Origin of the sequence: Pseudacidovorax sp. RU35E (assembly GCF_900156165.1) — a bacterium.
Lineage (GTDB): Bacteria > Pseudomonadota > Gammaproteobacteria > Burkholderiales > Burkholderiaceae_C > Xenophilus.
The window spans coordinates 56,206-79,229 of sequence record NZ_FTMY01000010.1 but is presented as its reverse complement, the minus strand read 5'-3'; the positions used below and the strand labels follow the sequence as shown (position 1 = coordinate 79,229).

General features: G+C 70.4%; 15 protein-coding genes. 5 read left to right on the top strand and 10 right to left on the bottom strand.

Features of this window, described 5'->3' with window-relative positions; translation table 11 throughout:
- Positions 1–12: 12 nt before the first annotated feature.
- A complete protein-coding gene (locus BXA03_RS18485; protein ID WP_076510569.1) occupies positions 13–1,902 on the bottom strand; it encodes a glutamine--tRNA ligase/YqeY domain fusion protein in 1,890 nt (629 codons plus the stop codon).
- A 202-nt stretch (positions 1,903–2,104) separates the two neighbouring features.
- On the opposite strand from BXA03_RS18485, the gene BXA03_RS18480 reads away from it, so the two are divergent.
- Complete coding sequence (locus BXA03_RS18480; protein WP_076510566.1) at positions 2,105–2,428, top strand: hypothetical protein; 324 nt, start codon at positions 2,105–2,107, stop codon at positions 2,426–2,428.
- Positions 2,429–2,534: 106 nt separating this feature from the next.
- Here the strand turns inward: BXA03_RS18480 and BXA03_RS18475 are convergent, their stop codons facing one another.
- From BXA03_RS18475 to BXA03_RS18450, 6 genes are all read right to left on the bottom strand, one after another.
- Positions 2,535–3,332, bottom strand: coding sequence for a LytR/AlgR family response regulator transcription factor (locus BXA03_RS18475; RefSeq protein WP_076510564.1), 798 nt, complete (start codon positions 3,330–3,332; stop codon positions 2,535–2,537).
- Positions 3,333–3,345: 13 nt separating this feature from the next.
- Positions 3,346–4,524 (bottom strand): sensor histidine kinase, encoded by a 1,179-nt coding sequence (locus BXA03_RS18470; RefSeq protein WP_083716173.1) that lies wholly within the window; start codon positions 4,522–4,524, stop codon positions 3,346–3,348.
- Positions 4,521–5,489, bottom strand: a complete 969-nt coding sequence (locus tag BXA03_RS18465; RefSeq protein WP_076510561.1) for a sterol desaturase family protein — start codon at positions 5,487–5,489, stop codon at positions 4,521–4,523. Before BXA03_RS18465 ends, BXA03_RS18470 begins: the two co-directional genes overlap by 4 nt.
- Positions 5,490–5,544: 55 nt before the next feature.
- Entirely contained in the window at positions 5,545–6,219 is a 675-nt protein-coding gene (locus BXA03_RS18460; RefSeq protein ID WP_076510560.1) for a glutathione S-transferase family protein, read from the bottom strand.
- Between the two features lie 75 nt (positions 6,220–6,294).
- Positions 6,295–6,585 carry a 2TM domain-containing protein gene (locus BXA03_RS18455; RefSeq protein ID WP_076510776.1) on the bottom strand — a complete coding sequence of 97 codons (291 nt, stop codon included), beginning with the start codon at positions 6,583–6,585 and terminating at the stop codon, positions 6,295–6,297.
- A gap of 73 nt (positions 6,586–6,658) precedes the next feature.
- Positions 6,659–7,195 (bottom strand): DUF6622 family protein, encoded by a 537-nt coding sequence (locus BXA03_RS18450; RefSeq protein WP_083716172.1) that lies wholly within the window; start codon positions 7,193–7,195, stop codon positions 6,659–6,661.
- Positions 7,196–7,503: 308 nt separating this feature from the next.
- Here BXA03_RS18450 and BXA03_RS18445 point away from each other — a divergent pair, with 308 nt between their 5' ends.
- Genes BXA03_RS18445 through BXA03_RS18430 form a run of 4 tightly spaced genes read left to right on the top strand, consistent with a single transcriptional unit; the run spans position 7,504 to position 17,133 of the window.
- Entirely contained in the window at positions 7,504–9,210 is a 1,707-nt protein-coding gene (locus BXA03_RS18445; protein WP_076510558.1) for an efflux RND transporter periplasmic adaptor subunit, read from the top strand.
- On the top strand, positions 9,207–12,377 hold the full coding sequence (locus BXA03_RS18440; RefSeq protein ID WP_076510557.1) for an efflux RND transporter permease subunit: 3,171 nt from the start codon (positions 9,207–9,209) through the stop codon (positions 12,375–12,377). The genes BXA03_RS18445 and BXA03_RS18440 overlap by 4 nt, the downstream gene beginning before the upstream one ends.
- Entirely contained in the window at positions 12,374–15,661 is a 3,288-nt protein-coding gene (locus BXA03_RS18435; protein WP_076510555.1) for an efflux RND transporter permease subunit, read from the top strand. Before BXA03_RS18440 ends, BXA03_RS18435 begins: the two co-directional genes overlap by 4 nt.
- Positions 15,658–17,133 carry an efflux transporter outer membrane subunit gene (locus BXA03_RS18430; protein ID WP_076510553.1) on the top strand — a complete coding sequence of 492 codons (1,476 nt, stop codon included), beginning with the start codon at positions 15,658–15,660 and terminating at the stop codon, positions 17,131–17,133. The genes BXA03_RS18435 and BXA03_RS18430 overlap by 4 nt, the downstream gene beginning before the upstream one ends.
- Before the next feature lie 29 nt (positions 17,134–17,162).
- Here BXA03_RS18430 and BXA03_RS18425 read toward each other — a convergent pair whose 3' ends face one another.
- The 3 genes from BXA03_RS18425 to BXA03_RS18415 all read right to left on the bottom strand — a co-directional run bounded on the left by BXA03_RS18425 (position 17,163) and on the right by BXA03_RS18415 (position 23,017).
- Positions 17,163–20,333 carry an EAL domain-containing protein gene (locus BXA03_RS18425; RefSeq protein ID WP_076510551.1) on the bottom strand — a complete coding sequence of 1,057 codons (3,171 nt, stop codon included), beginning with the start codon at positions 20,331–20,333 and terminating at the stop codon, positions 17,163–17,165.
- Between the two features lie 103 nt (positions 20,334–20,436).
- Complete coding sequence (locus BXA03_RS18420) at positions 20,437–21,174, bottom strand: murein hydrolase activator EnvC family protein (protein ID WP_076510549.1); 738 nt, start codon at positions 21,172–21,174, stop codon at positions 20,437–20,439.
- Between the two features lie 94 nt (positions 21,175–21,268).
- A complete protein-coding gene (locus BXA03_RS18415; RefSeq protein WP_076510547.1) occupies positions 21,269–23,017 on the bottom strand; it encodes an ATP-binding cassette domain-containing protein in 1,749 nt (582 codons plus the stop codon).
- Between the last annotated feature and the right edge of the window lie 7 nt (positions 23,018–23,024).

Genomic DNA, 23,024 nt, shown 5'->3' with positions numbered 1-23,024 from the left:
GGGGCTCCGCCTTCAATTTTTCCCCCAGCTGTCCTTCAACCCGCTCGTGCGGTTGAACACCAGCCGCCCCTCGGCCGAGGCCTTGGCGTCGACCACGAAGTAGCCCAGGCGCTCGAACTGGTAGTTCGTCTCCGCCGCGGCGCTGGCCAGGCCGGCCTCCACGTAGCCCTGGACGGTGCTCAGGCTGGCGTCGTTCAGCTCGTCGGCGATGTTGTCGGCGCTGCCGGGCTGCTCGGTCTTGAACAGGCGCTCATACAGACGGATCTCGGTGGGCACGGCGTCATGGGCGCCCACCCAGCCGATCACGCCCTTGACCTTCACGCTGTCGGCGCCGGGCGTGCCGCTCTTGGTGTCGGGCAGCACCTCGGCCAGCACCTTGGTGACCTTGCCGTCGGCGTCCTGCTCGAAGCCCGTGCATTGCACGACGTAGCCGTACTTCAGGCGCACCTTGTTGCCGTCGATGGCCTGCTGGCTGGCGTTGGTGTGCGGCGGGTAGAGGCGGCGGTAGCCCTTCTCGGGCACGGCCTGGAAGTCCTCGCGTTCGATCCACAGCGTCTTGCCGAAGGTGAAGTGGCGCTGCCCGGCGGTTTCGTCGTGCGGGTTCACCGGGGCGTGGCAGGGCTCCAGGTGACCGGCGCCCATGGTGGCGTCCCAGTTCGTGATCTCCAGGGCCAGCGGGTCCAGCACTGCCATGGCCCGCGGCGCGACCGGATCCAGCGCATCGCGCAGCGCGGCTTCGAGGGCGGCGTACTCGGTCCAGGCGCCGCCGGACTTGGTGGTGCCGCTGCGCTCGCAGAAGAGCTGGAGCGCCTCGGGCGTGTAGCCGCGGCGGCGCAGGCCGGCCAGGGTGGGCATGCGCGGGTCGTCCCAGCCGTCCACATGGCCTTCCTCGACCAGCTGGCGCAGCTTGCGCTTGCTGGTGATGACGTGGGTGACGTTGAGGCGCGCGAATTCGTACTGCCGCGGCGGCGGGGCGGTCAGCAGGCCACCTTCGATCAGCCGGACCATCAGCCAGTCGTAGAAGGGTCGCTGGTCCTCGAACTCCAGCGTGCAGATGCTGTGGGTGATCTGCTCCAGCGCGTCCTCGATGGGGTGCGCGAAGGTGTACATCGGGTAGATGCACCACTGGTCGCCGGTGTTGTGGTGTGTGGCGCGGCGGATGCGGTAGAGCGTGGGGTCGCGCAGGTTGATGTTGGGGCTCGCCATGTCGATCTTGGCGCGCAGCACGGCGGCGCCGTCGGCCAGCTCCCCGTTCTTCATCTGGCGCAGGCGGGCCAGGTTCTCTTCCGGTGCGCGGCTGCGGAAGGGGCTGTCGGTGCCGGGGGCGCCGAAGTCGCCGCGGTTGGCGCGCATCTGCTCGGGCGTCTGCTCGTCCACGTAGGCATGGCCGGCCGTCACCAGGTACTCGGCCGCGCGGTACATGAAGTCGAAGTAGTTGCTGGCGTAGTAGATATGGTCCTGTGCGACGCCGGGCTGCGCGGGCACGTCGGCCAGGGCGGTGGAGTAGCCCATCCAGCGGATCGCTTCGCGGATGGAGTCGACGTACTCCTGCTCTTCCTTCTCGGGATTGGTGTCGTCGAAGCGCAGGTGGCACACGCCGCCGTATTCCTTGGCCAGCTCGAAGTTCAGCCAGATGCTCTTGGCATGGCCGATGTGCAGGTAACCGTTGGGCTCGGGGGGAAAGCGGGTGCGGATCTTCGCCGGATCGGGCATGCCGGCCTGATGGAAGGGGCCGTCGCCCGGGCCGCCGCCCCAGCGGCGCGAGGCATAGGTACCCTGTTCCAGGTCGGCTTCGATGACGTGGCGCAGGAAGTTGCTCGGGGCGGCCGGGGCCGCGTGCGCGGCAGCCTGCTTGCCGCCGTTGTTCTTGTTGTCGCCGTGCGGGGCAGTGGGAGAAGTCATCGGGGAATTTTATGGGTCGGCGCGGGTCGATGGTTTCGCCGCGCTGCAGCGCAAGTGCTGCCCGCAACGCCGTAAGGGTTACGTCTGGCAACCAACGTCACGTTCGCGGGTGAACCTTTCCGGGGGGCGCGGCGTTCTATCTGTCAGGTGGACGGCAGTTTTCGTGAACTGCGTCCTTCCCCAGTTTTTCCAGGAGATCGAGATGAATGTCTCTCGCACGGGCTTCTTCAAGTGGGCTGCGGCCGCTGCCGTTGCAGCGGGCGCCCTGTTCGCCGCATCGTCGGCCAGCGCGCAGGTGAGCTGGTCGGTCGGCGTGTCGGTGCCAGGCGTGGCGGTGGGCGTGGCAGCACCCCCGCCGGCGTATTACGGCCCGCCGCCTGCCTATTACGTGGCGCCGCCGGCGCCCGTTTACTACCGCCCGCCGCCGCCGGTGTACTACCGTCCGGCCCCGCAGGTGGTGTACGAGCCGGCGCCGGTCTACTACGGCCCGCCGCCCTACTACCGCCACCATCACCACTGGCGCTGAAACAGCGGTCGGCCCATGGGGCTGATCCGCCGTCGAAACCAAGCCGCCCCGCCGCTCGCCGGCAGGCGGCTTTTTCGTGGGCGGTTCCCGCCGTTGGAGGTGGCCGCTACATCGCCCGGAACAGCGGCGCGTAGAGCCGGCTCACCGGCAGGGGCTCATCGGGACGGCCACGCAGCGTCAGCTGCATGCGGCCGGCATCGTCGCGGTGGACGGCATCCACCGCATCGGCCCGCACCACCACCGCGCGGTGGATCTGCCAGAAGCGCTGCGGATCGAGCTGCGGCAGCAACTGCCTGAGCGGCGTGCGGATCAGGTGTTCGGCGTCCGCCGTCAGCACCCGCACGTATTTGTCGGCGGCTTCGAAGTACAGCACGTCGTCCACCGGCACCATGCGCACGGTGGTGCCGCCGGCATTGCTGGCGGCAATGAATTTGAGTGGCGCCGCCTCGCCCCGAGGCGACGACGCCGCGCCCAGCAGGTCGCGCCATTGCGCCAGCGCCTGCTGCGGCATCGCCGCAGGCGCAGCGAGCCGCTCCTGCAGCCGGGCGACCGTCCGCGCCAGGCGCTGCGGCTGTACCGGCTTCATCAGGTAGTCGAGCGCCTGGGCCTCGAAGGCGCGCGCGGCGTATTCGTTGTAGGCGGTGACGAACACCAGTTGCGGCATCGCTGCTTCCTCCGCAGGCCAGCGCTCGGCGATCTCCTCGGCGGCGGCCAGGCCGTCCTGGCCGGGCATGCGGATGTCCATGAACAGCACGTCGGGCCGCAGCCGCAGCGCATCGCGCACGGCGCTCATGCCGTCGCCAACCAGAGCCACGGTCTGCAGCGCCGGCCAGGCGCGGGCCAGTTCGGCCTGCAGGGACTGGGCGAGCAGGGGTTCGTCTTCGGCGATCAAGGCGGTGGGCATGGGCGGGCGCGTTTCAGGCAGCAGCGGAAAAGGGCAGGGTGACGGTGGCGCAGGTGCCTCCCCCGGACGGGCTGGATAACGCGAGCGTGCCGTCCTCGCCGTAGAGGGTTCGTAGCCGCTCGCGTACCTGGGTGAGGCCAAACCCGCCCTGGGTCGAGGAGTCGCTGCCGGGCGACGTGTGGACTGGCCGCCGCGGCTCTTGCTCTTCGAGGGTGCTGACCGGGCCCGCGTCCAGGCCCGCGCCGGTGTCGATGACATCGATGACGAGATCGCCGCCCTCCCGCCGGGCCAGCACGCGGATCTCGCCGCCTTCGACCTGCGGCTCCAGTCCGTGGCGGATGGCGTTCTCGACCAGGGGCTGCAGCAGCAGCGGCGGCACGGGCACCGCGCGCAGTTCCGGCGGCAGGTCAAGGGCGCAGCGCAGGCGTGGCCCCATGCGCACGGCCATCAGGGCCAGGTAGTCGGCCAGCCGCTCGAACTCCTGCGACAGCGGATGCAGCGTGCTGCGCGAGCCGCCCAGCGTGGCGCGCAGGTAGTCGTTGAGCCGGTCCAGCATGGCCACGGCGCGCTCGGGGTCGGTGGCGATCAGCACGCGCAGGTTGGCGAGCGTATTGAACAGCATGTGCGGCTCGAGCTGGGTCTCCAGCAGCTTCAGGCGGGCCTCGGTGGCGTCGCGCGCGGTTGCGGCGATTTCGGCGGCCATGGCGGCGGACCTGCCTTTGGCATGAAAGTAGAAGGAGCCGATGGCGCCAGCGGCGACGGTGATGTAGAGACCGATGATGTTCTTGTTGGCGGGCCCGGCATCGCTGTCGCCGGGGCCGATCAGCCAGTAGGCGGCCTCGTCACCCACGTAGAAGCCCACCAGGATGCCGATCACGGTGAGAACCAGCCCGCGCCAGCCCTTGGGCCAGCCACGCCCGCCCTCGGGATTGCCATGGCAGTTGCGCGGATCGACCAGGTAGCGTCCGGCCTCCATGGTGATCCAGCAGAGGGTGCCGATGCAGGTGGCATAGCCGAGTTGGACCAGGTAGCTGCGCGTCGGCCACATCAGCGTGGTGAACACCGACACCACGCAGCACAGCGCCAGCACGTGCAGATAGTGGCGCAGCAGGCTGCGCAGCACGCTGGTCATCGAGGAGGACCCCGTGCCCGCCGGCGTCCGCGTGGACGTTGTGTCCGCCGGGGCGCTCATGGCGTCGACAGCGGCGGCGTGATCGCCACGTCCGTCTTCATACCCAGCGGTCCTGGCGCCGCAGCCGGCGCCGCCAATTGCGCACGGCGACGCAGTTCCTCGGTCGTCTCCCCGCCGCCTGGGTGCCAGCCCGGTGGCCGCCAGAGATAGCCCAGCGCCTCGCCCACCGACGTCGCGCCCCGCAGGTCGCGCCACAGTGCGCGCCAGCCGTCGAACTCGATGGCCAGCAGGTTGTACGACGTCTGCGGCTTGACCAGACCGTAACGCGGTTTCACGTCCTCGCGCTCGGCGATGTAGGTGCCGAAGAGACGGTCGAACACGATCAGCACGCCGCCATAGTTGCCGTCCAGGTACTCCAGGTTCGACGCGTGGTGCACGCGGTGCGCCGAGGGCGTGTTGAGCACCCATTCCAGCGGACCCAGCCGCGGAATCCATGTCGCGTGGATCCAGAACTGGTAGAGCAGGTTGAGCGTGAACAGCAGCAGGATCAGCCGCGGCGGCGCACCCAGCAAGGGTGCGAGCAGGAAGAAGGCCAGCACGCCGGTGAGCTTGCCCGTCCAGCCGAAGCGGTAGGCAGCCGACAGGTTGAGGTCGTTGGGCGAGTGGTGGATGGAATGCGTGCACCAGAACCAGCGCACCCGATGCGCCGCGCGGTGGTACCAGTAGTAGCAGAACTCCTGCAGCAGGAAGGCCGCCACCCAGCCCGTCCAGTGGTCCAGCGGCAGGGTGAACAGCCGGTGCGCGTAGAGCCAGTCCATCCAGCCCACCCAGAAGGCCAGCGGCAGCAGCCAGCGCAGCGGGTACTCGCGCACCAGGAAGTCGACCACCGACAGCCCGGCGGACCTCCAGTCATAGGCCGGCCCCCGGCCGCGGGCATGGCGCCAGGACAGCACCAGCGCCTCCAGCAGCGAGGCCAGCAGCACCGTCACGACGGCGAACTTCAGGATCAGCAGCAGGACGGGCATGACGGCGCGTGCTCCGGACGTATGAGGAAGGATGGGTTGGCGCTGCCGGGGCCGGTCAGTCCATGAGGGCGTAGGGGCCGCCGCGCTCCAGCGCCCGCTGGTAGGCCGGGCGCGCGTGGATGCGTTCGAGCCAGGCCATCAGCTTCGGTCGGCTCGCGTCCAGGCCGCCGCGGGCGCGGGCCGCCTCGACCGGAAAGCTCATCTGGATGTCGGCCACGCTGAAATACGGGCCGGCAAACCAGTCGCGCTGGGCCAACTCGGACTCCATGAAGTCCAGGTGCTGGCGCAGTTGCGGCTGCACGAAGCTGGCCATGGCCTTGTCGGCGATGCCGCGGGCGACGGGCTTGATGAAGAAGGGCATCCTGGCGCCCTTGATGCGGCTGAAGACCAGCGTCAGCAGCAGCGGCGGCATGGCCGAGCCTTCGCCATAGTGCAGCCAATACCGGCATCGCGCGGCCTCGGGGCTGCCCGACTCGGGCAGCAGGGCGGCGGCCGGATAGCGCTCGGCCAGCGTCTCCAGGATGGCGCCCGACTCGGCCAGCACGCTGCCGTCGTCGAGCGTGACCACGGGTGCCTTGCCAAGCGGATGCACCCGCTTGAGCTCGGGCGGCGCCAGCATGGTGGCGGGGTCCCGCTTGTACTGCACGACGTCGTAGGGCAGCTGGAGTTCTTCCAGCAGCCACAGAACGCGCTGCGACCGGGAGTTTTCGAGGTGGTGGACGGTGATCATGGGGCGCGATCTTGCCTGAGTGCGGGCGTTCGTGCGGCGGGCGAGCGGCGGGCGAGCGGCGGGGCGCGCAGCCGTTCAGCGGCCCGCGCGGCCTTCGGCGGACAGGCGCTCCCGTTCGCGCTGCACCATGCGCTCCATCAAGGCATTGCCCGGTGCGAACACCCAGACGCCCAGGCCATGGAAGAACAGGCCCAGGCCCCAGCCCAGCAGCGGAAACACCGCCCAGTGGCGCCCCTGGGCCACCGACATCGCGATGAGGGCCAGATTGACGATGGCATAGATGGCGGCATGGCTGAGCCAGCCGAGCTTGGCCTTGGCGCGACGGCGGGCGAGGGCGTCGATGGAGGCGTAGGCATCTGTGGGCATGAAGATCTCCAGCAAGGGAAACGAGGAAGAAGGATGGGCGGGTCCCCAGGCTCACCGGGGCGGCGGCAGCCGCTCAGGCAAGGGAGGCGCGGCGGTCGGCGCCGATCGCCAGGCGCCACAGCCGCAGCGTGCCGCCGGCGAAGATGCCGCTGAACAGGCCGTACAGGGCGCTCACGCCCAGGGCGAAGCCGCTGTCGTGCGCCAGGGCGGGATGCAGCACCAGCGTCACGCCCACCACGTACTTGGTCAGGAAGATGCCCATCATCCGCACCAGTGGCCAGGGGCTGCCGGGCAGCAGGAACTCGCGCAGGTCGGGGTCGTAGCGGGTGTGCGGCGACAGCGGCCGGCCCTGCATCCAGAAGCCGCTGGCCGCGGCAGCGACGGCCCAGGCCACCAGCGCCAGCAGGCCGGCCTGCGACTGCCCGAAAGCCGAGGCCACGCCGTAGAGCGCGAAGCCGATCATGGCCAGAGGCAGCACGGTGACGCCGACGAGGCTGACCTCGCGCGTCAGCAGCTGCCGCGCGCCACGCCACGCCAGCAGCGCGAAGAGGGCGAACACCCAGCGGGGGGTGTGCGCAATGATCTGGAAGAGCATGGAATCGGTGAGCATGGGAACTCCTTGATCGATGTGGGTGGGAGGAATCCGCCGCCGGACGGGCTGCGATGGGGTGGACTGTGCAGGCCGGTGCCGCCGCCGGCCACCGGCCTGCGACGAACGGCGCCAGGGCTGCGCGAGCCGCAGGATTCCGGCGCGAACGGGTGGGTGCACCGCCGGGGCGGACGGCCTGCGGCCTGCCGCGACGGGACGCCGGCCGACAGCTCGGAGGCTTTACCGCCGCTTTACGGTCGCTCCCACATCGCAGCTACGATTTCCCGCTCTACTCGCGGCACGCTCAGCCGCATGCCCGCTACGCATCCATGGACCCTCGCCACACCCCCCCGCCCCAGACTTCACATGCCGCAGAGCCGGAGGTTCCCCCCGCCCGCCCGCCCGGGCGACGCAGCCGCTGGCTGGGTGGCGCGGTGGTGCTCGTGCTGGTGGCGGGCCTGGTGGGGCTGGGCTGGTACCTGGTCCATCGGCCGGCGGCCGACGCCAGTGCCGGCTTCGGTGGTCCGCCGGGGCGCGGCGGTCCGGGCGGGCCCGGAGGACCCGGCGGTCCGGGCGGTCCGGGCGGAGGAGGAGGTGGCTTCGGCAGCGTGACCGTCGGCCATGCCGTGGTCCGCAGCATGCAGCTTCCCATCGCGCTCGACGCACTGGGCACCGTGACGCCGCTCGCCACCGTCACCCTGAAGCCCCAGGTAGGCGGCGTGCTGACCGAGGTGCTGTTCAGCGAGGGCCAGACCGTGCGCAAGGGCCAGGTGCTCGCACGGATCGACCCGCGCCCCTACCAGCAGGCGCTGGACCAGGCCAGGGGCACACGCCTGCGCGACGAGGCGCAGCTTGCGGCCGCCCGCGTGACGCTGGAGCGCTACCGCACACTGCTCTCCCAGGACTCCATCGCCCGCCAGGACGTGGACACCCAGGCCGCCCTGGTGCGCCAGCTCGAAGGCACGGTGGTCAGCGACAAAGCGGCCGAAGCCGGCGCGCAGCTCAACCTCGACTTCACCCGCATCACCGCACCCGTGACAGGCCGCATCGGCCTGCGCACCGTGGACCCCGGCAATTACGTGGCCGCCAATGCCACCACCGGCGTGGCCGTCATCACCCAGATGAACCCGATCGACGTGCAGTTCTCGGTGCCGCAGGACCGGGTGCCCGAGATCCAGGCACAGCAGGGCACCGGCGCCAAACTCCAGGCCACGGCACTCGACCGTACGCGCAGCGACGTGCTCGACCAGGGCGTCTTCTCGACGCTCGACAACGTGGTGGACGTGGGCACCGGCACCGTCAAGGCCAAGGCCCGTTTCGACAACGCGCAGGCCAAGCTCTTTCCCAACCAGTTCGTGAACCTGCGGCTGACGCTGCGCACGGTCGACGCGCTGGTGGTGCCGGTGACGGCCGTCCGCACCGGGCCGACCGGCCCTTACGTCTATGTCATCCGCGACGACCGCACGGTGCAGGTGCGACCCATCAAGCGCGGCGAATCCACGCCGGAGGTGATCGCCATCACGTCCGGCCTGCAGGCCGGCGAGAAGGTGGTGACCGAGGGCGGGGACCGGCTCAATGATGGCTCGCGCGTGCAGCTGCAGGGCGAGCGGCCGGCCACGGGCCCGCGCCAGGGTGGCCAGCGCCGCCGCGGCGCCGAGGGCGCGGGCGGTCCGGCGGGCGCGGCATCGGCACCGCAGGGCGCGGCCTCCGCACCCGCTGCCGGTGCACCGGCAGCGCCGACCGCTCCTTCGATGCCAGGTGCTGCGACGCCTGAGCCCGGCGCCGCGGCCGGCGGGGCACCTTCTGCCTCTGGCGGCGCAGCGTCGTCGCCCGCAGCCGCCGCGCGTTCGCTGCCCACGCCCGAGCAGCGCCAGCGCATGCTCGACGCGGCGCGCGACAACCCGGAACGCCTGGCGCGGATCAAGGCGCTGCTCGACGGTCTGGACAAGGGCGACCCCGAGGCCATCGAGCGCTGGCAGCGCCTGCAGCAGCGGCGCCGCGAAGGCGGTGGCGGTGGCGGCGGTGAAGGCCGATGAACCCCTCGCGCCCCTTCATCGAGCGGCCGGTCGCCACCGGGCTGCTGATGCTGGCCATCGTGCTGGCGGGCCTGGTGGGCCTGCGCTTCCTGCCGCTGGCGGCACTGCCGCAGGTGGACTACCCGACCATCCAGGTGCAGACGCTCTACCCGGGCGCGAGTCCGGAGGTCATGAGCCGCACCGTCAGCGCGCCGCTCGAGCGGCAGTTCGGGCAGATGGCGGGCCTCAACCGCATGAGCTCAACCAGCGCGGCGGGTGTGTCCATCGTCACGCTGCAGTTCGATCTGGACCAGACGCTGGACGTGGCCGAGCAGCAGGTGCAGGCCGCCATCAACGCCGGCGGCTCCTTCCTGCCCACCGACCTGCCGGCGCCGCCGGTCTATGCCAAGGTCAACCCGGCCGACGCGCCCATCATGACGCTGGCCGTGACCGCCGACACGCTGCCGCTGACGGAGGTGCAGAACATCGTCAACACCCGTCTGGCGCAGAAGATCAGCCAGGTCAGCGGCGTGGGGCTGGTCTCGCTCGCGGGCGGCCAGCGGCCGGCCGTGCGCATCCAGGCCAACACCCAGGCGCTGGCCTCGGCCGGCATCGGGCTGGACACGCTGCGCAACGCCATCGCCGCGGCCAATGCCAACGGCGCCAAGGGCAGCTTCGACGGGCCGCAGCGCTCCTACACCATCAACGCCAATGACGCGCTGCTCACCGCGGCCGACTACAAGAAGCTGATCGTCGCCTGGAAGAACAACGCGCCGGTGCGGCTGTCGGATGTGGCGCGCGTGGTCGACGGCGCCGAGAACGCGCAGCTGGGTGCCTGGGCCGGCCTCAAGGACGACAAGCCCCAGGCCAACGGGGCCGGCGATGGCTCGCTACGCCAGTCGATCATCGTCAACGTGCAGCGCCAGCCGGGCGCCAACGTGATCTCGACCGTGGACGCGATCCGCGCCCGCCTGCCAGAGCTGCAGGCCGCCATGCCGGCCAACGTGCGGGTGGAAGTGCTGTCCGACCGCACCTCCGGCATCCGCGCCTCGGTCGAGCATGTGCAGATGGAACTGGTGCTGGCCGTGGTGCTGGTGGTGCTGGTCATCTTCCTGTTCCTGCACAGCCTGCGCGCCACCATCATCGCCAGCATCGCAGTGCCCATCTCGCTCATCGGCACGGCCGGCGTGATGTACCTGCTGGGCTATTCGCTGAACAACCTGAGTCTGATGGCCATGACCATCGCCACCGGTTTCGTGGTGGACGACGCCATCGTGATGATCGAGAACATCGCCCGCAAGCTGGAGGAGGGCGAGCCGCCCTTCAAGGCCGCGCTCGAGGGTGCTTCGCAGATCGGCTTCACCATCATCTCGCTCACGGTGTCGCTGATCGCGGTGCTGATCCCGCTGCTGTTCATGCAGGACGTGGTGGGTCGGCTGTTCCGCGAGTTCGCCGTCACGCTGGCCATCACCATCCTGATCTCCGCCGTGGTCTCGCTCACGCTCGTGCCGATGATGGCCGCGCGCTGGCTCGAGACGGAATCCAAGAGTGGCGGCCGGCTGGGCCGCACGGTGCAGCGCTTCTTCGACCGCGTCATCGCCCGCTACGACGTGGGCCTGGGCTGGGTGCTGCGCCACCAGGGTCTGACGCTGGTGGTGGCGGTGGGCACGCTGGCCCTCACGGCGCTGCTGTACATCATGATCCCCAAGGGGCTCTTCCCGACGCAGGACACCGGCCAGCTCAAGGCCCGCATCGAAGCCTCGCAGGACGTGTCGTACGAACGCATGGCCCAGCTCCAGGAGCGGGCGGCCGCCGTCATCCTGGCCGATGCCGATGTGCAGAGCGTGAGCTCGGTGGTGGGCGTGGACGGCGCCAGCAACATGGCGCTCAACACCGGCAGCATGCTGATCGACCTGCGCCGCAGCCGCGACGCGCAGGACGTGGTGATGAACCGCCTGACACAGGCCGTGCGGTCGCAGGTGGCAGGCGTCCGGCTCTACCTCCAGCCGACGCAGGACCTGACAATCGACGCGGAATCCGGCCCGACCGAATTCCGCGTCGCGCTGGAGGGCTCGGACACCGCCACCGTCAACGACTGGGCGAAGAAGCTGGTGGCCCGCCTGGGCAACGAGCCGCTGGTGCGCAATGCCACCACCGACGCCGGCGCGCAGGGCCTGGCCGCCTATGTGGACATCGACCGCAACACGGCCTCGCGCCTGTCGGTCACGGCCAGCTCGGTGGACGATGCGCTCTACAGCGCCTTCGGCCAGCGCATCGTCTCCACCATCTTCACCGAGACCAACCAGTACCGCGTGATCCTGGAGGCGCAGCGCGAGGGGCTTGATTCGCCGCAGGGCCTGGGCAGCCTGCAACTGCGCACCGGCGGCGGCACGGCGACGCCGCTGTCCGCCTTCGCCACCGTGCGCGAGCAGCCCGCACCGTTGCAGATCACGCGTGTGGCGCAGTACCCGTCGGCCACCGTCGGCTTCGACACCGCGGACGGCGTGGCGCTGGGCAGGTCCGTGTCGGCGATCCGTGCCGCGGCCAAGGAGATCGGCGTGCCCGCCGGCATCAACCTGCGCTTCCTGGGCGCGGCCGGGGCCTACGAGAACTCGCTCACCAGCCAGCTGTGGCTGATCCTGGCGGCGGTCGTGTGCGTGTACATCGTGCTGGGCGTGCTGTACGAAAGCTATGTGCACCCGATGACGATCCTCTCGACGCTGCCCTCGGCGGGCGTGGGCGCGCTGCTGGCGCTGATGCTCACCGGCCACGACCTGGGCGTGATCGGCATCATCGGCATCATCCTGCTCATCGGCATCGTCAAGAAGAACGCGATCATGATGATCGACTTCGCCATCGATGCCGAGCGCAACGAGGGCAAGGCACCCGAAGACGCCATCCGCCAGGCGGCGCTGCTGCGCTTCCGGCCGATCCTGATGACCACGCTGGCGGCCCTGTTCGCGGCCGTGCCGCTGATGCTGGGCCTGGGCGAGGGCGCCGAGCTGCGCCGGCCGCTGGGGCTGTCGATCTTCGGCGGGCTGGTGCTGTCGCAGCTGCTCACGCTGTTCACCACGCCGGTCATCTACCTGGCCTTCGACCGGCTGGGCCGACGCTTCTCACGCAAGGGCCGGCGCGAGGATGACGAGGACGGCCCCGCTACGCCCGGTCCCACGGAGGCCCGCGCGTGAACCTTTCCCGGCCTTTCGTCCTGCGGCCGGTGGCCACGGTGCTGCTCACGCTCGGCATCGCGCTGGCGGGCATCCTGGCCTTCTTCAAGCTGCCGGTGTCGCCACTGCCCAAGGTGGACTTCCCGGTCATCACCGTCAGCGCCAGCATCGCGGGGGCCAGCCCTGACACCATGGCCAGCAGCGTGGCCACGCCGCTGGAGCGGCGGCTGGGCGTGATCCCGGGCGTGAACGAGCTGACCTCCACCAGTTCGGTGGGCTCCACCCGCATCACGCTGCAGTTCGACCTGGACCGCAACATCGATTCCGCCGCACGCGAGGTGCAGGCCGCCATCAATGCGGCCCGGGTCGACCTGCCGTCCACGCTGCGCAGCAACCCGACCTACCGCAAGGCCAACCCGGCCTCGGCGCCGGTCATCATCCTGGCGCTCACTTCGAAGACGCGCACGCCGGGGCAGATCTACGACACCGTCTCCAACATCGTGAGCCAGCGCCTGTCGCAGGTCGAGGGCATCGGCGACGTGGAAATCGGCGGTGGCTCGCTGCCTGCCGTGCGGGTGGAACTGGAGCCCTTCAGCCTCAACCGCCTGGGCATCAGCACCGAGGACGTTCGTGCGGCCATCCAGGCCAACAACGCCAACCGGCCCAAGGGCGTGATCGAGAGCGAGGACCGGCGGCTGCAGATCTACACGCCGTCCCCCGGGTTGCGCGCGGCCGACTACCGCGACCTGGTGATCGCCTGGCGCAACAACGCGGCGGTGCGCCTGAAGGACGTGGCCGAGGTCATCGACAGCGTCGAGAACACGCGCACGCTCGGCCTGTTCAACGGCCAGCCCGCCATCGTGGTGCTTCTGCGCGCCCAGGCCGATGCGAACGTGATCGAGACGGTGGACTCGGTGCGCGCGCTCATTCCCGAGCTCAAGGCGCAGTTGCCGCAGGACATCGAGGTGGATGTGGCCTCTGACCGCACGGCCTCCATCCGCGCGGCGCTGCACGAGGTCGAGTTCACGCTCATGATCTCGGTCGCGCTGGTGGTGCTGGTGGTGGGGCTCTTCCTGCGCCGGGCGCGGGCCACCATCATCCCGACCGTCGCCACGGTGGTGTCGCTGCTGGGCACCTTCGGCGTCATGTACCTGCTGGGCTTCTCGCTCAACAACCTGAGTCTGATGGCGCTCACGGTGGCCACCGGCTTCGTGGTGGACGATGCCATCGTGGTGCTGGAGAACACGCAGCGCCACATCGAGAACGGCATGGGTCGCCTGCAGGCGGCGCTGCAGGGCGCGCGCGAGGTGGGCTTCACCGTGCTGTCCATCAGCCTGTCGCTGGTGGCGGTGTTCATCCCCCTGCTGTTCATGGGCGGACAGGTCGGCCGGCTGTTCCACGAGTTCGCGGTGACGCTGTCGGTGGCGGTGCTGATCTCGCTGGTGATCTCGCTCACCACCACGCCCATGATGTGCGCAGCCTTGCTGCGGGCGGAGAGCTGGTACCAGCGCCGGCCGCCCGGGCCGCTGGGCCGCCGCTGGGCGCCAATCAGCGCCTGGCTGGGCCGCCAGGGCGACCGGCTGTGGAACGGCATCCTGCGCGGCTATGCCCGCAGCCTCGACTGGGCACTGGCCAGCAAGACCATCGTGGTGATCTCGCTGCTGGCCGTGATCGGCCTGAACGTGTATCTCTTCATCCACGTACCCAAGGGCTACTTCCCGCAGCAGGACAACGGACAGATCAACGCCGGCCTGCGGGCCGATCAGAGCATCTCGTCCGTGGCGCTGTCGGCCAAGCTCAAGCAGGCGGTGGACATCATCAAGGCCGACCCAGCGGTGGACACGGTGGTCGGCTTCACCGGCGGCACGCGCGCGGGCGGTGGCTTCATGTTCGTCAACCTCAAGCCGCTGGCCCAGCGCGGCGGCGTGAAGACGCAGGTGGTGATCGACCGGCTGCGGCCACAGCTCAACCAGCTCACGGGTCTGCGCGTGTTCCTCGGACCGGTGCAGGAGCTGCGCATGGGCGGGCGCTCCAGCAACTCGGCCTATCAGTACACCCTGCGCGCGGACAACATCACCGACCTGCGTGCCGCCTCGACCAAGCTGGCCGCGCGCATGGCCGAGCTGCCGCAACTGGCCGACGTGGATGGAGAAAGCTCGAGCGACAACGGCGTCGAGACCTTCCTGTCGGTGGACCGCGACGCCGCTGCGCGCCTGGGGGTCAACACCACCGCGCTCAACAGTGCGCTCTACAACGCCTACGGCCAGCGTTCGGTGGCCACGATCTACAACGACCTCAACCAGTACTCGGTGATCATGGAATGGGCGCCGCGCTTCCAGACCTCGCCGCTGGCGCTGAAGGATATGTACGTGCCCTCCACGCTCAATAGCGTCACCAATGCCGATGGCAGCACGGCCAGCACCTCGCTTCAGGCCAACACCGACACCAGCACCGGCACCTCGACCACCAGCTCGGCCAACCCGGGGCAGCGCGGTGCGTCCACGGGCCAGGCGCTGGCGACCAGCAACACCACGCTGGTGCCGCTGTCGGCCTTCGCCACGCTCAAGGAGCGGGCGGTGCCAAGTGCCATCAGCCACGAGGACACCGAGCTGTCGAGCACCATCTCCTTCAACCTGCCCGAAGGCGTGACGCTGCAGCAGGCGCAGGCCGCCATCAAGCAGGCCGAGGACGACGTGGCCCTGCCGATCAACGTGCGCGGCAGCTTCGGCGGCACGGCGCGTGCGGCGCAGCAGAGCGGCAACCAGCAAGCGCTGCTGATCGTGGCGGCCATCGTGGTCATCTACATCGTGCTGGGCATCCTGTACGAGAGCCTGATCCATCCGGTGACGGTGCTCACCACGCTGCCCTCGGCCGGCGTGGGCGCGGTGCTGGCGCTGCTGATGCTGCGCATGGACCTGTCGATCATGGCGCTGATCGGGCTCTTCCTGCTGATCGGCATCGTCAAGAAGAACGCCATCATGATCATCGACTTCGCGCTGGAGGCGCAGCGCGAGCGCGGCCTCACGGCCACCGAGGCCGTGCGTGAGGCCAGCCTGCTGCGGCTGCGGCCCATCCTCATGACCACGCTGGCCGCCATGCTGGGCGCGCTGCCGCTGGCCATCGGCTTCGGCGTGGGTTCCGAGCTGCGGCAGCCCCTGGGCGTGACCATCATCGGCGGCCTGGTCGCGAGCCAGCTGCTGACGCTGCTCACCGTGCCCGTCATCTACGTGCTGATGGACCGCCTGCGGCCCGGCGGGGGGCGCGTGCCCCGCATCGGCATCCACGAACACGTTCCCACCCGATGAAGACCCGCCTTGCTCCTTCCGCCTTCCTTGCGCGCCGGCAACTGCTGCTGGCCGCGCCCGCGGCCGTCCTGCTGGCCGGCTGCGCCGTGGGGCCGCGCTATGCGCCGCCGACGGACGCGATGCCTGCCGCCTTCAAGGAAGCGCCAGCCGCGGCCGGCTGGTTGCCCGCCACGCCCGGCGACGCGTTGGACAAGGGCCCCTGGTGGAAGCGCTTCGACGACCCTCAGCTCGACGCGCTGGCCGAGCGGGTGCAGGTGAATAACCAGAACATCGCGGTGGCCGTCGCGGCCTACAGCCAGGCGCAGGCGCTGGTGCGCGAGCAGCGGGCCTCGCTGCTGCCGGCGCTCACCGCCAGCGGCAGCGGTCGCCGCAGCGGGCCGGTGAAGAGCGACAACGGCACGCGGCCATCCAACGCCTTCTCGGCGGGCCTCACGGCCAGCTGGGAGCCGGACCTCTGGGGCCGGCTGCGCCTGTCGGTCGACAGTGCCAGCGCCAGTGCTCAGGTGAGCCAGGCCGACCTGGCTGCCGCCCGGCTGTCAGCCCTGGGCTCGCTGGCCACCAACTACCTGCAACTGCGTGCCAGCGACGCCGAGATCGCGCTGCTGGACCGCACGCTCGAAGGCTACGAGCGATCGCTCACCATCACCCGCAACCGCTACCAGGCCGGCATCGCGGCGCAGACCGACGTGCTGCAGGCCCAAACGCAACTGGTCAATGCGCGCTCCGACCGGGCCGGCCTCGTGCGCGACCGGGCCGTGCTGGAGCATGCGATCGCCGTGCTGGTGGGCGTGGCGCCGGCCGACTTCCGCATCGCGCCCCAGGCCGACTGGCTGCCCGTGGTGCCCGCCGTGCCGCTCAGCCTGCCGGCCGAACTGCTGCAGCGCCGGCCCGACATCGCGGCCGCCGAGCGCGCCATGGCGCGGGCCAATGCGCAGATCGGCATCGCCCGCAGCGCGTACTTCCCCAGCCTCAACCTCACGGCCTCGGTCACCGGCAGCGCAAGCCGGGTGGGGGACCTGTTCAATGCCTCCAACCTGCTGTGGGCGCTGGGCCTCTCGGCCGCCCAGACGGTGTTCGACGGCGGCGCCATCGCCGCCCAGGTCGATGCGGCCGGCGCGGCCTACCAGGGCGCCGTGGCCGGCTACCGACAGTCGGTGCTCACGGCCTTCCAGGCGGTGGAAGACCAGCTCAGCAGCGCCGCGGCGCTGGGCGAACAGGCGGTGCTGCTGCGCCAGGCCTCGGAAGCGGCAGACCTGACGGAGCAGCAGATCCTCAACCGCTACCGCGCGGGCCAAGTGAGCTACACCGAGGTGGTGACGGCCCAGGCCTCGGCCCTGAGCGCGCGCCGCAGTCTGCTGAACGTTCAGCTGTCGCGACAGGCGTCGGCCGTGGCGCTGATCCAAGCGCTGGGCGGGGGCTGGGAGGCGGACTGGTTGCGAGCTCCGGGCACGATTCCCCCCTCGACCAGCTGAGGCCAATGCCGACACCGCCGCGGCTGCGCTCAGCCGCAGGCCTCTGCCAACTCCAACGGTTGTTTGTGGCTGCGCAGCCAGCGCTCCAGTTCCGCCGGCGGCATGGGCCGGCCGAAATGGAAGCCCTGCAGTTCGTCGCAGCGTGCGGCATGAAGCATCTGGACATGCTCCGGCCGCTCCACGCCTTCGGCCACCACGCGCAGGCCCAGCGTGTGACCCAGGCCGATGATGGCCCGCGCGATGGCCAGCTGCGCCGGGTCCTCCAGCATCTGCTGCACGAAGGAGCGGTCGATCTTGAGCTTGTCGATGGGGAAGCGGTTGAGGTAGTTGAGGTTCGAGTAGCCCGTGCCGAAGTCGTCGATGGACAGCGTCAGGCCCAGCGCCTTGAGGGCATGCAACTGGGCCATCGTCTCTTCGGCCGTCTCCATCAGCGTGGATTCGGTCAGTTCCACTTCCAGGTGCGCCGGATTGACCTGGTGGGCGGCGAGTGCGGCGCGCAGCACCTCGGGCACGCCGCTGGTGCGCAGCTGCACGGCCGACATGTTGAGCGAGACCGTCAGCTCACCCAGGCCGCTGCGCCGCCATGCGTCGTGCTGAGCGCAGGCCTGCTGGATCACCCAGTCGCCCAGCGCCACGATCTGCCCGCTTTCCTCGGCAATGGGGATGAACTCGGCCGGCGGCACGGCGCCCAGCTCGGGGCTGTGCCAGCGCAGAAGTGCCTCCACGCCGATGATGCGCCCGGACTGCGCTTCGATGCGAGGCTGGTAGGCCAGCCACAGCTCGCCGCGTTCGATGGCGTGGCGAAGGCAGGACTCGACCTGCTGGCGCTGCTGTGCGCGCGCATTCATGGCCGGCGTGAAGAAGCGGGCCGTGTCACGGCCGCTGGATTTGCTGTCGTACATCGCCATGTCCGCATGGCGCATGAGCGTGTCGATGTCGGCGCCGTCCTCCGGGTACATGGCCATGCCCACGCTGCACGAGACGTACAGGCGCGAGCCGTGCACCTCGTGCGGATCGCGCACGGCGGGCAGGATGCGCTGTTCGACCACCGCCTGCAGTTCGTCGCTGCCACGCACGCCGTCCAGGATCACCATGAACTCGTCGCCGCCCAGGCGGCTGACGGTGTCCACCTGCCGCACCGAGTCGGCAAAGCGCTGGGCCACCGAGCGCAGCAGCGCGTCGCCCACGTGGTGGCCCAGGGAGTCGTTGATGTTCTTGAACCGGTCCAGATCGATGAAGAGCACGCCCACGCCGCGCCCGGCGGCCTGCGCGCGGTCGATGGCCTCGCGCAGGCGCTCCGCGCACAGCGAGCGGTTGGGCAGGCCGGTGAGCACGTCGTGCAGCGCCAGGTAGCGGATGCGTTCCTCGCTGCGCTTGCGATCGCTGATGTCGATGGAGGTGAAGATGTAGTGCGAGATGCGGTCCGGTCCGTCGCGCACCACGCTGGCCACGATCCACGCCGGATAGGCGTGGCCGTCACGTCGGCGCATGAGCACCTCACCCTGCCAGGCGCCGCGCTTGTCCAGCACCGGCCAGAGCGTGCGCAGCTGGGCACCGTCGTCGGCCAGCAGCAGGGCGGGGCTCTGACCCACCAGGTCCGCCAGGTCGTGCCCCGTGCCGCGGCACAGCGCGTTGTTCACCGTGATGATGGCGTGCTCGGGGTTGATGATCAGGATGCCCTCGGACGAGGCCTCGAAGACCTTGGCCCACAGCTTGAGCCGCTGCTCCATGTGCTTGAGCTGGTTGATGGGCGTGAAGGCGGTGAGCATCGCCGCCTGGCCCTGGTAGTGGATGAGCCGGGCCGACAGCACGGCCCAGCCCGGTGCGCCACCGCCATGCCAGCGCACCTCGAACTCGTCCACCGCGCGGCGGTCGGCCAGTTGCTGGAAGAAGCGCGCACGCACACTGGGCTCCAGGCCCTGCGCCCACGGGTCCTGCGAGCGGCCGCCCAGCCAGGCCTGGGCCGGCGCATTGGCATTGAGCACTTCGTGGCCGGGAATCGCCGTGACCATCAGCGGGATCGGGATCGCCTCGACCAGCTCGCGCTGCGCATCGGCCGCCCGCGCCGAGGCCGCCAGCTCCTGCTGAATGCGGCGTTCGCGGTCGAGCTGGGCCAGCATGTCGTTGAAGCCGAGCACCAGCCGGCCGATCTCGTCGCCGCTCTCCCAGCTGGCGCGCAGGGTGTGGTCACCGGTGCGGCGCACCGTGTCCACCACGTCCGAGAGGCGGCGCAGTGGTTGCGAGATCTGGCGCGCCACGTAGAACACAGCGGTCAGGATCAGCATCAGCAGGAACAGCGCGGTGCCCAGGTGCAGCCACATGCGCGTGAAGAAGCCATGCTCGCGCACGGCCAGCAGGCTGGCCATCTCCTGGGTCGTGGCGCCCCAGGCTTCATCGAGGCGGGCGAACAGGGTCTGCTGGGCGGCGGCGAAGGCGGCCATCGGGGCGTTGTCCTGCTCCTGCGCGACGCGGGCGGCGCGGCGGAAGTCCTCGATGGCGGCCAGCAACCGTTGGCGCGAGTCGTCCAGCGCGCCCGCGAGTGGGCCGCGGGCGGCGGCGAAGGCTTCGCCATAGTCGCTGCGGATGGCGGCGGTGACGGTGTCCAGCCGCCCCTCCAGGATGAAGAAGCGCGTATTGGACTCGGTGCGCTCCAGCAGGGTGAGCGTCTCGCGGTGGGCCACGAGCTGGCTGCGCATCGCGGCCCCCAGCTCCATCAGCTCCGGAAAGCGCAGCAGCAGCAGCGACATGGTGTAGTAGCTGTCCAGATCCGGATCGAGGATCAGGTTGGACTGGTTGCCCACGCGCGTGACCAGCGCCCGGCCGCTGTCGAGTGCGGCCTGCGCGGCTGCATTGCGTGCGGGTCCGGAAGCACTCTCGAAGGCCTGGACGTCACGACGGAAATGCGCACTCGCGTCGCTGCTCTGCAGCCCGTCGCCCCACTGGCGCTCCACCTGCGCCAGCGCGTCGTCGTCCGCCGCGCGGGCGCCCTGCCAGCCGGCCAGGGCCATCAGGGTGGGTCGCAGCCCGGCGATGTAGGCACTGCCGGCTGCCTCCTTGCGGCCGAAGTCGATGGCAATGAACTTCTCGTTGATCAGGATGCCGCTGATGAAGATCACCGCGGTGAGGTCCAGCAGGTAGATGACCAACAGCTTGCGGCCGACGCTGAGGCGGCCGAGGCGGCGCGAGAGGAAATTCGACATGGAGAAGACTCTTGACACAATTTCTTGCAAATTGCGTGCCGAGCCTTCGCCTCAGGTTGGTGCGGGGCGGGCGGTCCTCGCGCACCAGTGCACCGCGCAGGATCTACGGAGTCATGTACTGCTGGGGATCGACGGCCACCCCCTGGCGGCGGATCTCGAAATGCAGACGGCTCTCTCCGGCATTGCCTTCGTCGATCTCGGCGATCACGTCGCCTTTGCGCACCATCTGCTGTTCGCGCACCCGGATGTTGCGCACGTGGGCATAGGCGCTGATGACCTGGCCGCCATGCTCGACGATCACCGTCCGCCCATAGCCGGCGAGTTCGGTCCCGACGAAGGCCACCTTGCCATCGGCCGCAGCGGCCACGGGGTCGCCCGCGCGGCCGGCGATGTCGATGCCCTTGTTCTGTTCGCCATCGAAGGCCTGGAGCACGGTGCCCGGCGCCGGTGCGGCAAAGCGGGGCATCTCACCCGGCGTGGCGCTGAGGGCCGCCGCGCCGGCTGCAGCGGCGGCCGCGGGCGCCGCATGCCGGGCGACCGACCGGCCTTTCTTCGCCGGGGCCTGGCGACCGCGGACGTTGGCCTGGCGGCCCGCCTGCGCAGGGCGGGCCCGCGAGGCATTGCGTGTCGGCGTGGCCTGCCGGTTCTTGGTGGCTGCCGGTTTGGCGGCCGGCTTGGCCGTGGTGGGCTTGCTGGTCTTGGCCGGCGCCCGGTGGGCGGGGGCGGAGAAGGCGAGGCTGGCCGCCAGCATCAGGCTGCCGCCCACCCAGGCGGCCCAGCCCGCGGACACGGGGCGCCCAGGCCGCAGGCGACGGCGCAGCAGGGAAATGGGATTGAACATGAGGCGCTTGGAGCAGTTGGCAGGGCCAGGGTTCAGGGCCGAATTGTGTGGGTTTGCGAAGTGGGGCCGCTGTCGGCGCCGGCGTTCCCGCTCGTCACGTCGACGCGCCGGCCACCTGGGCCGCCAGCGCTGGATGGCGGGCCAGCACCACCTCGCGCGGACCGGCGTCGGCCACCCGACCCGCCTCCATCAGCACGACGGTGTCGAAGCGGCCGAGCAGCGCCAGCCGGTGGATGGAAGCGACCACGCAGGCCTGTGGGAAGGCGGCCGAGAGCCGGTCGAGCACCTGGGCCTCGGTGGCGCCGTCCAGCGCGCTGGTCGGTTCGTCCAATAGCAGCAGCGAACTGCCTGTGGCGGCCAGTGCGCCGCGGGCCAGGGCCAGGCGCTGACGCTGGCCCCCGGACAGGTTGAAGCCGCGCTCGGTCAGCGGGCTGTCCAGGCCCTGCGGCAGCCGCGCCAGCACCTCGTCGAAGGCGCTGGCCGCGGCAGCGGCGTGCAGCTCGGCCTCGGGCCGGGCGTCGCCGAAGTCCAGGTTCTCGCGCACGCTGGCCTCGAAGACCTCGGCCTCCTGGGGAATCAGGGTGGCCATCTGGCGCAGATCGGCCCAGTCGATCGGACGGCCGTCGCGCAGGAGGGTGCCGGCCTGGGGCGCGTACAGCCCGGCCAGCACCCGCAGCAGCGTGCTCTTGCCGCCGCCGCTCGGGCCGACCAGCGCCACCCGGCTGCCGCGGCGCAACTGCAGGTCGATGCCCTGCAGGCCGTGGCCGCGGCTGCCATCCGCATAGCGCCATTGCATGTCCTGCAGTGCCAGCGTGACCCAGCTGGCCTGGGCGTCCACGGGCGGCACGGGCTGCGACGGATCGCCCGGCGCGGCCCAGATCGGCGCGGCGCTGCCCCAGTCGGTGTGCATGCGCGCAAAGCTCTGGAAGTTGGCCGCCATCGAGCCCACCACCGACGCGGCCTGTTGCGCGTACTGGTAGATCATGAACACGGTGCCCAGCATCACCGGCTGGCCGGGCACCCGGTTCTGCCAGACGTATTCCATGACCAGCGCCCAGGTCAGGCCAAGGCCCAGCAGGTCGACGGCGAACCATTTGCCCTCGTTCACCACCACCGCCCGCTTGAGCGGCGCCGACACCGCGCCCATGCGCCGGCCGAGCAGCCGGCGCGAGGCCGCCTGCAGCCGCAGGCCGATCACCGTGCCGGCATTGCCGATGAAGTCGAACAGGGCCGCGGCATAGCGCCGGTCGGCGTCGTTCTCGGCGCGGGCCAGCTGCATCAGCGTGCGGTCGAAGCGCACGATGACGAACGCGATGGCGACGAAGCCCACCAGCGCGATCAGCCCGCTGGCCGGCGCCAGCAGCGCCAGCGCCACCAGCGGCCCGATGAAGCTGAAGGCGTTCTGCACGTAGACGAACTGGTTCTGCGTGAAGTCCGACAGCGCGCGGCTGGCCTGGTGCACGCGGTGCTGCAGTTCGCCGGAATGGTGGCCGTCGCGCCACACCAAGGGCGCAGCCGCGATGCGGGCATAGAGCTGGTCGGCCACCCGTTCGCGCACGCGCAGGCCCACGTTGCGCTCCAGCACGCGGCCGGGCCCGTGCAGCATCCAGGAGACAAGGTAGATGCCCAGCAGCAGCAGAATCCAGCGGGCCGAGCCGGCGATGTCGCCGCGCTGCAGCGTGTCGATGGCGCGGCCGGCCAGCCAGGGCAGGGTCAGGCGGATGAGCTGCGAGGCCGAGATGAGCGTGGTCGCGCCCACCAGATGCGTGCGCACGCCCTCCGCATGGCGCCAGAGCGCCTGGTAGAGCTCGCGGACGGCGCGCGCGGGAGACGACGTCGCCATCGCCGCG

Bases quoted from the DNA above. Each gene is read 5' to 3' on its own strand.
- BXA03_RS18425 (WP_076510551.1), bottom strand. From the start codon at position 20,333: ATGTCGAATTTCCTCTCGCGCCGCCTCGGCCGCCTCAGCGTCGGCCGC.
- BXA03_RS18455 (WP_076510776.1), bottom strand. From the start codon at position 6,585: ATGCCCACAGATGCCTACGCCTCCATCGACGCCCTCGCCCGCCGTCGC.
- BXA03_RS18485 (WP_076510569.1), bottom strand. From the start codon at position 1,902: ATGACTTCTCCCACTGCCCCGCACGGCGACAACAAGAACAACGGCGGC.
- BXA03_RS18445 (WP_076510558.1), top strand. From the start codon at position 7,504: ATGGACCCTCGCCACACCCCCCCGCCCCAGACTTCACATGCCGCAGAG.
- BXA03_RS18460 (WP_076510560.1), bottom strand. From the start codon at position 6,219: ATGATCACCGTCCACCACCTCGAAAACTCCCGGTCGCAGCGCGTTCTG.
- BXA03_RS18440 (WP_076510557.1), top strand. From the start codon at position 9,207: ATGAACCCCTCGCGCCCCTTCATCGAGCGGCCGGTCGCCACCGGGCTG.
- BXA03_RS18420 (WP_076510549.1), bottom strand. From the start codon at position 21,174: ATGTTCAATCCCATTTCCCTGCTGCGCCGTCGCCTGCGGCCTGGGCGC.
- BXA03_RS18480 (WP_076510566.1), top strand. From the start codon at position 2,105: ATGAATGTCTCTCGCACGGGCTTCTTCAAGTGGGCTGCGGCCGCTGCC.
- BXA03_RS18470 (WP_083716173.1), bottom strand. From the start codon at position 4,524: ATGAGCGCCCCGGCGGACACAACGTCCACGCGGACGCCGGCGGGCACG.
- BXA03_RS18465 (WP_076510561.1), bottom strand. From the start codon at position 5,489: ATGCCCGTCCTGCTGCTGATCCTGAAGTTCGCCGTCGTGACGGTGCTG.
- BXA03_RS18475 (WP_076510564.1), bottom strand. From the start codon at position 3,332: ATGCCCACCGCCTTGATCGCCGAAGACGAACCCCTGCTCGCCCAGTCC.
- BXA03_RS18415 (WP_076510547.1), bottom strand. From the start codon at position 23,017: ATGGCGACGTCGTCTCCCGCGCGCGCCGTCCGCGAGCTCTACCAGGCG.
- BXA03_RS18430 (WP_076510553.1), top strand. From the start codon at position 15,658: ATGAAGACCCGCCTTGCTCCTTCCGCCTTCCTTGCGCGCCGGCAACTG.
- BXA03_RS18450 (WP_083716172.1), bottom strand. From the start codon at position 7,195: ATGCTCACCGATTCCATGCTCTTCCAGATCATTGCGCACACCCCCCGC.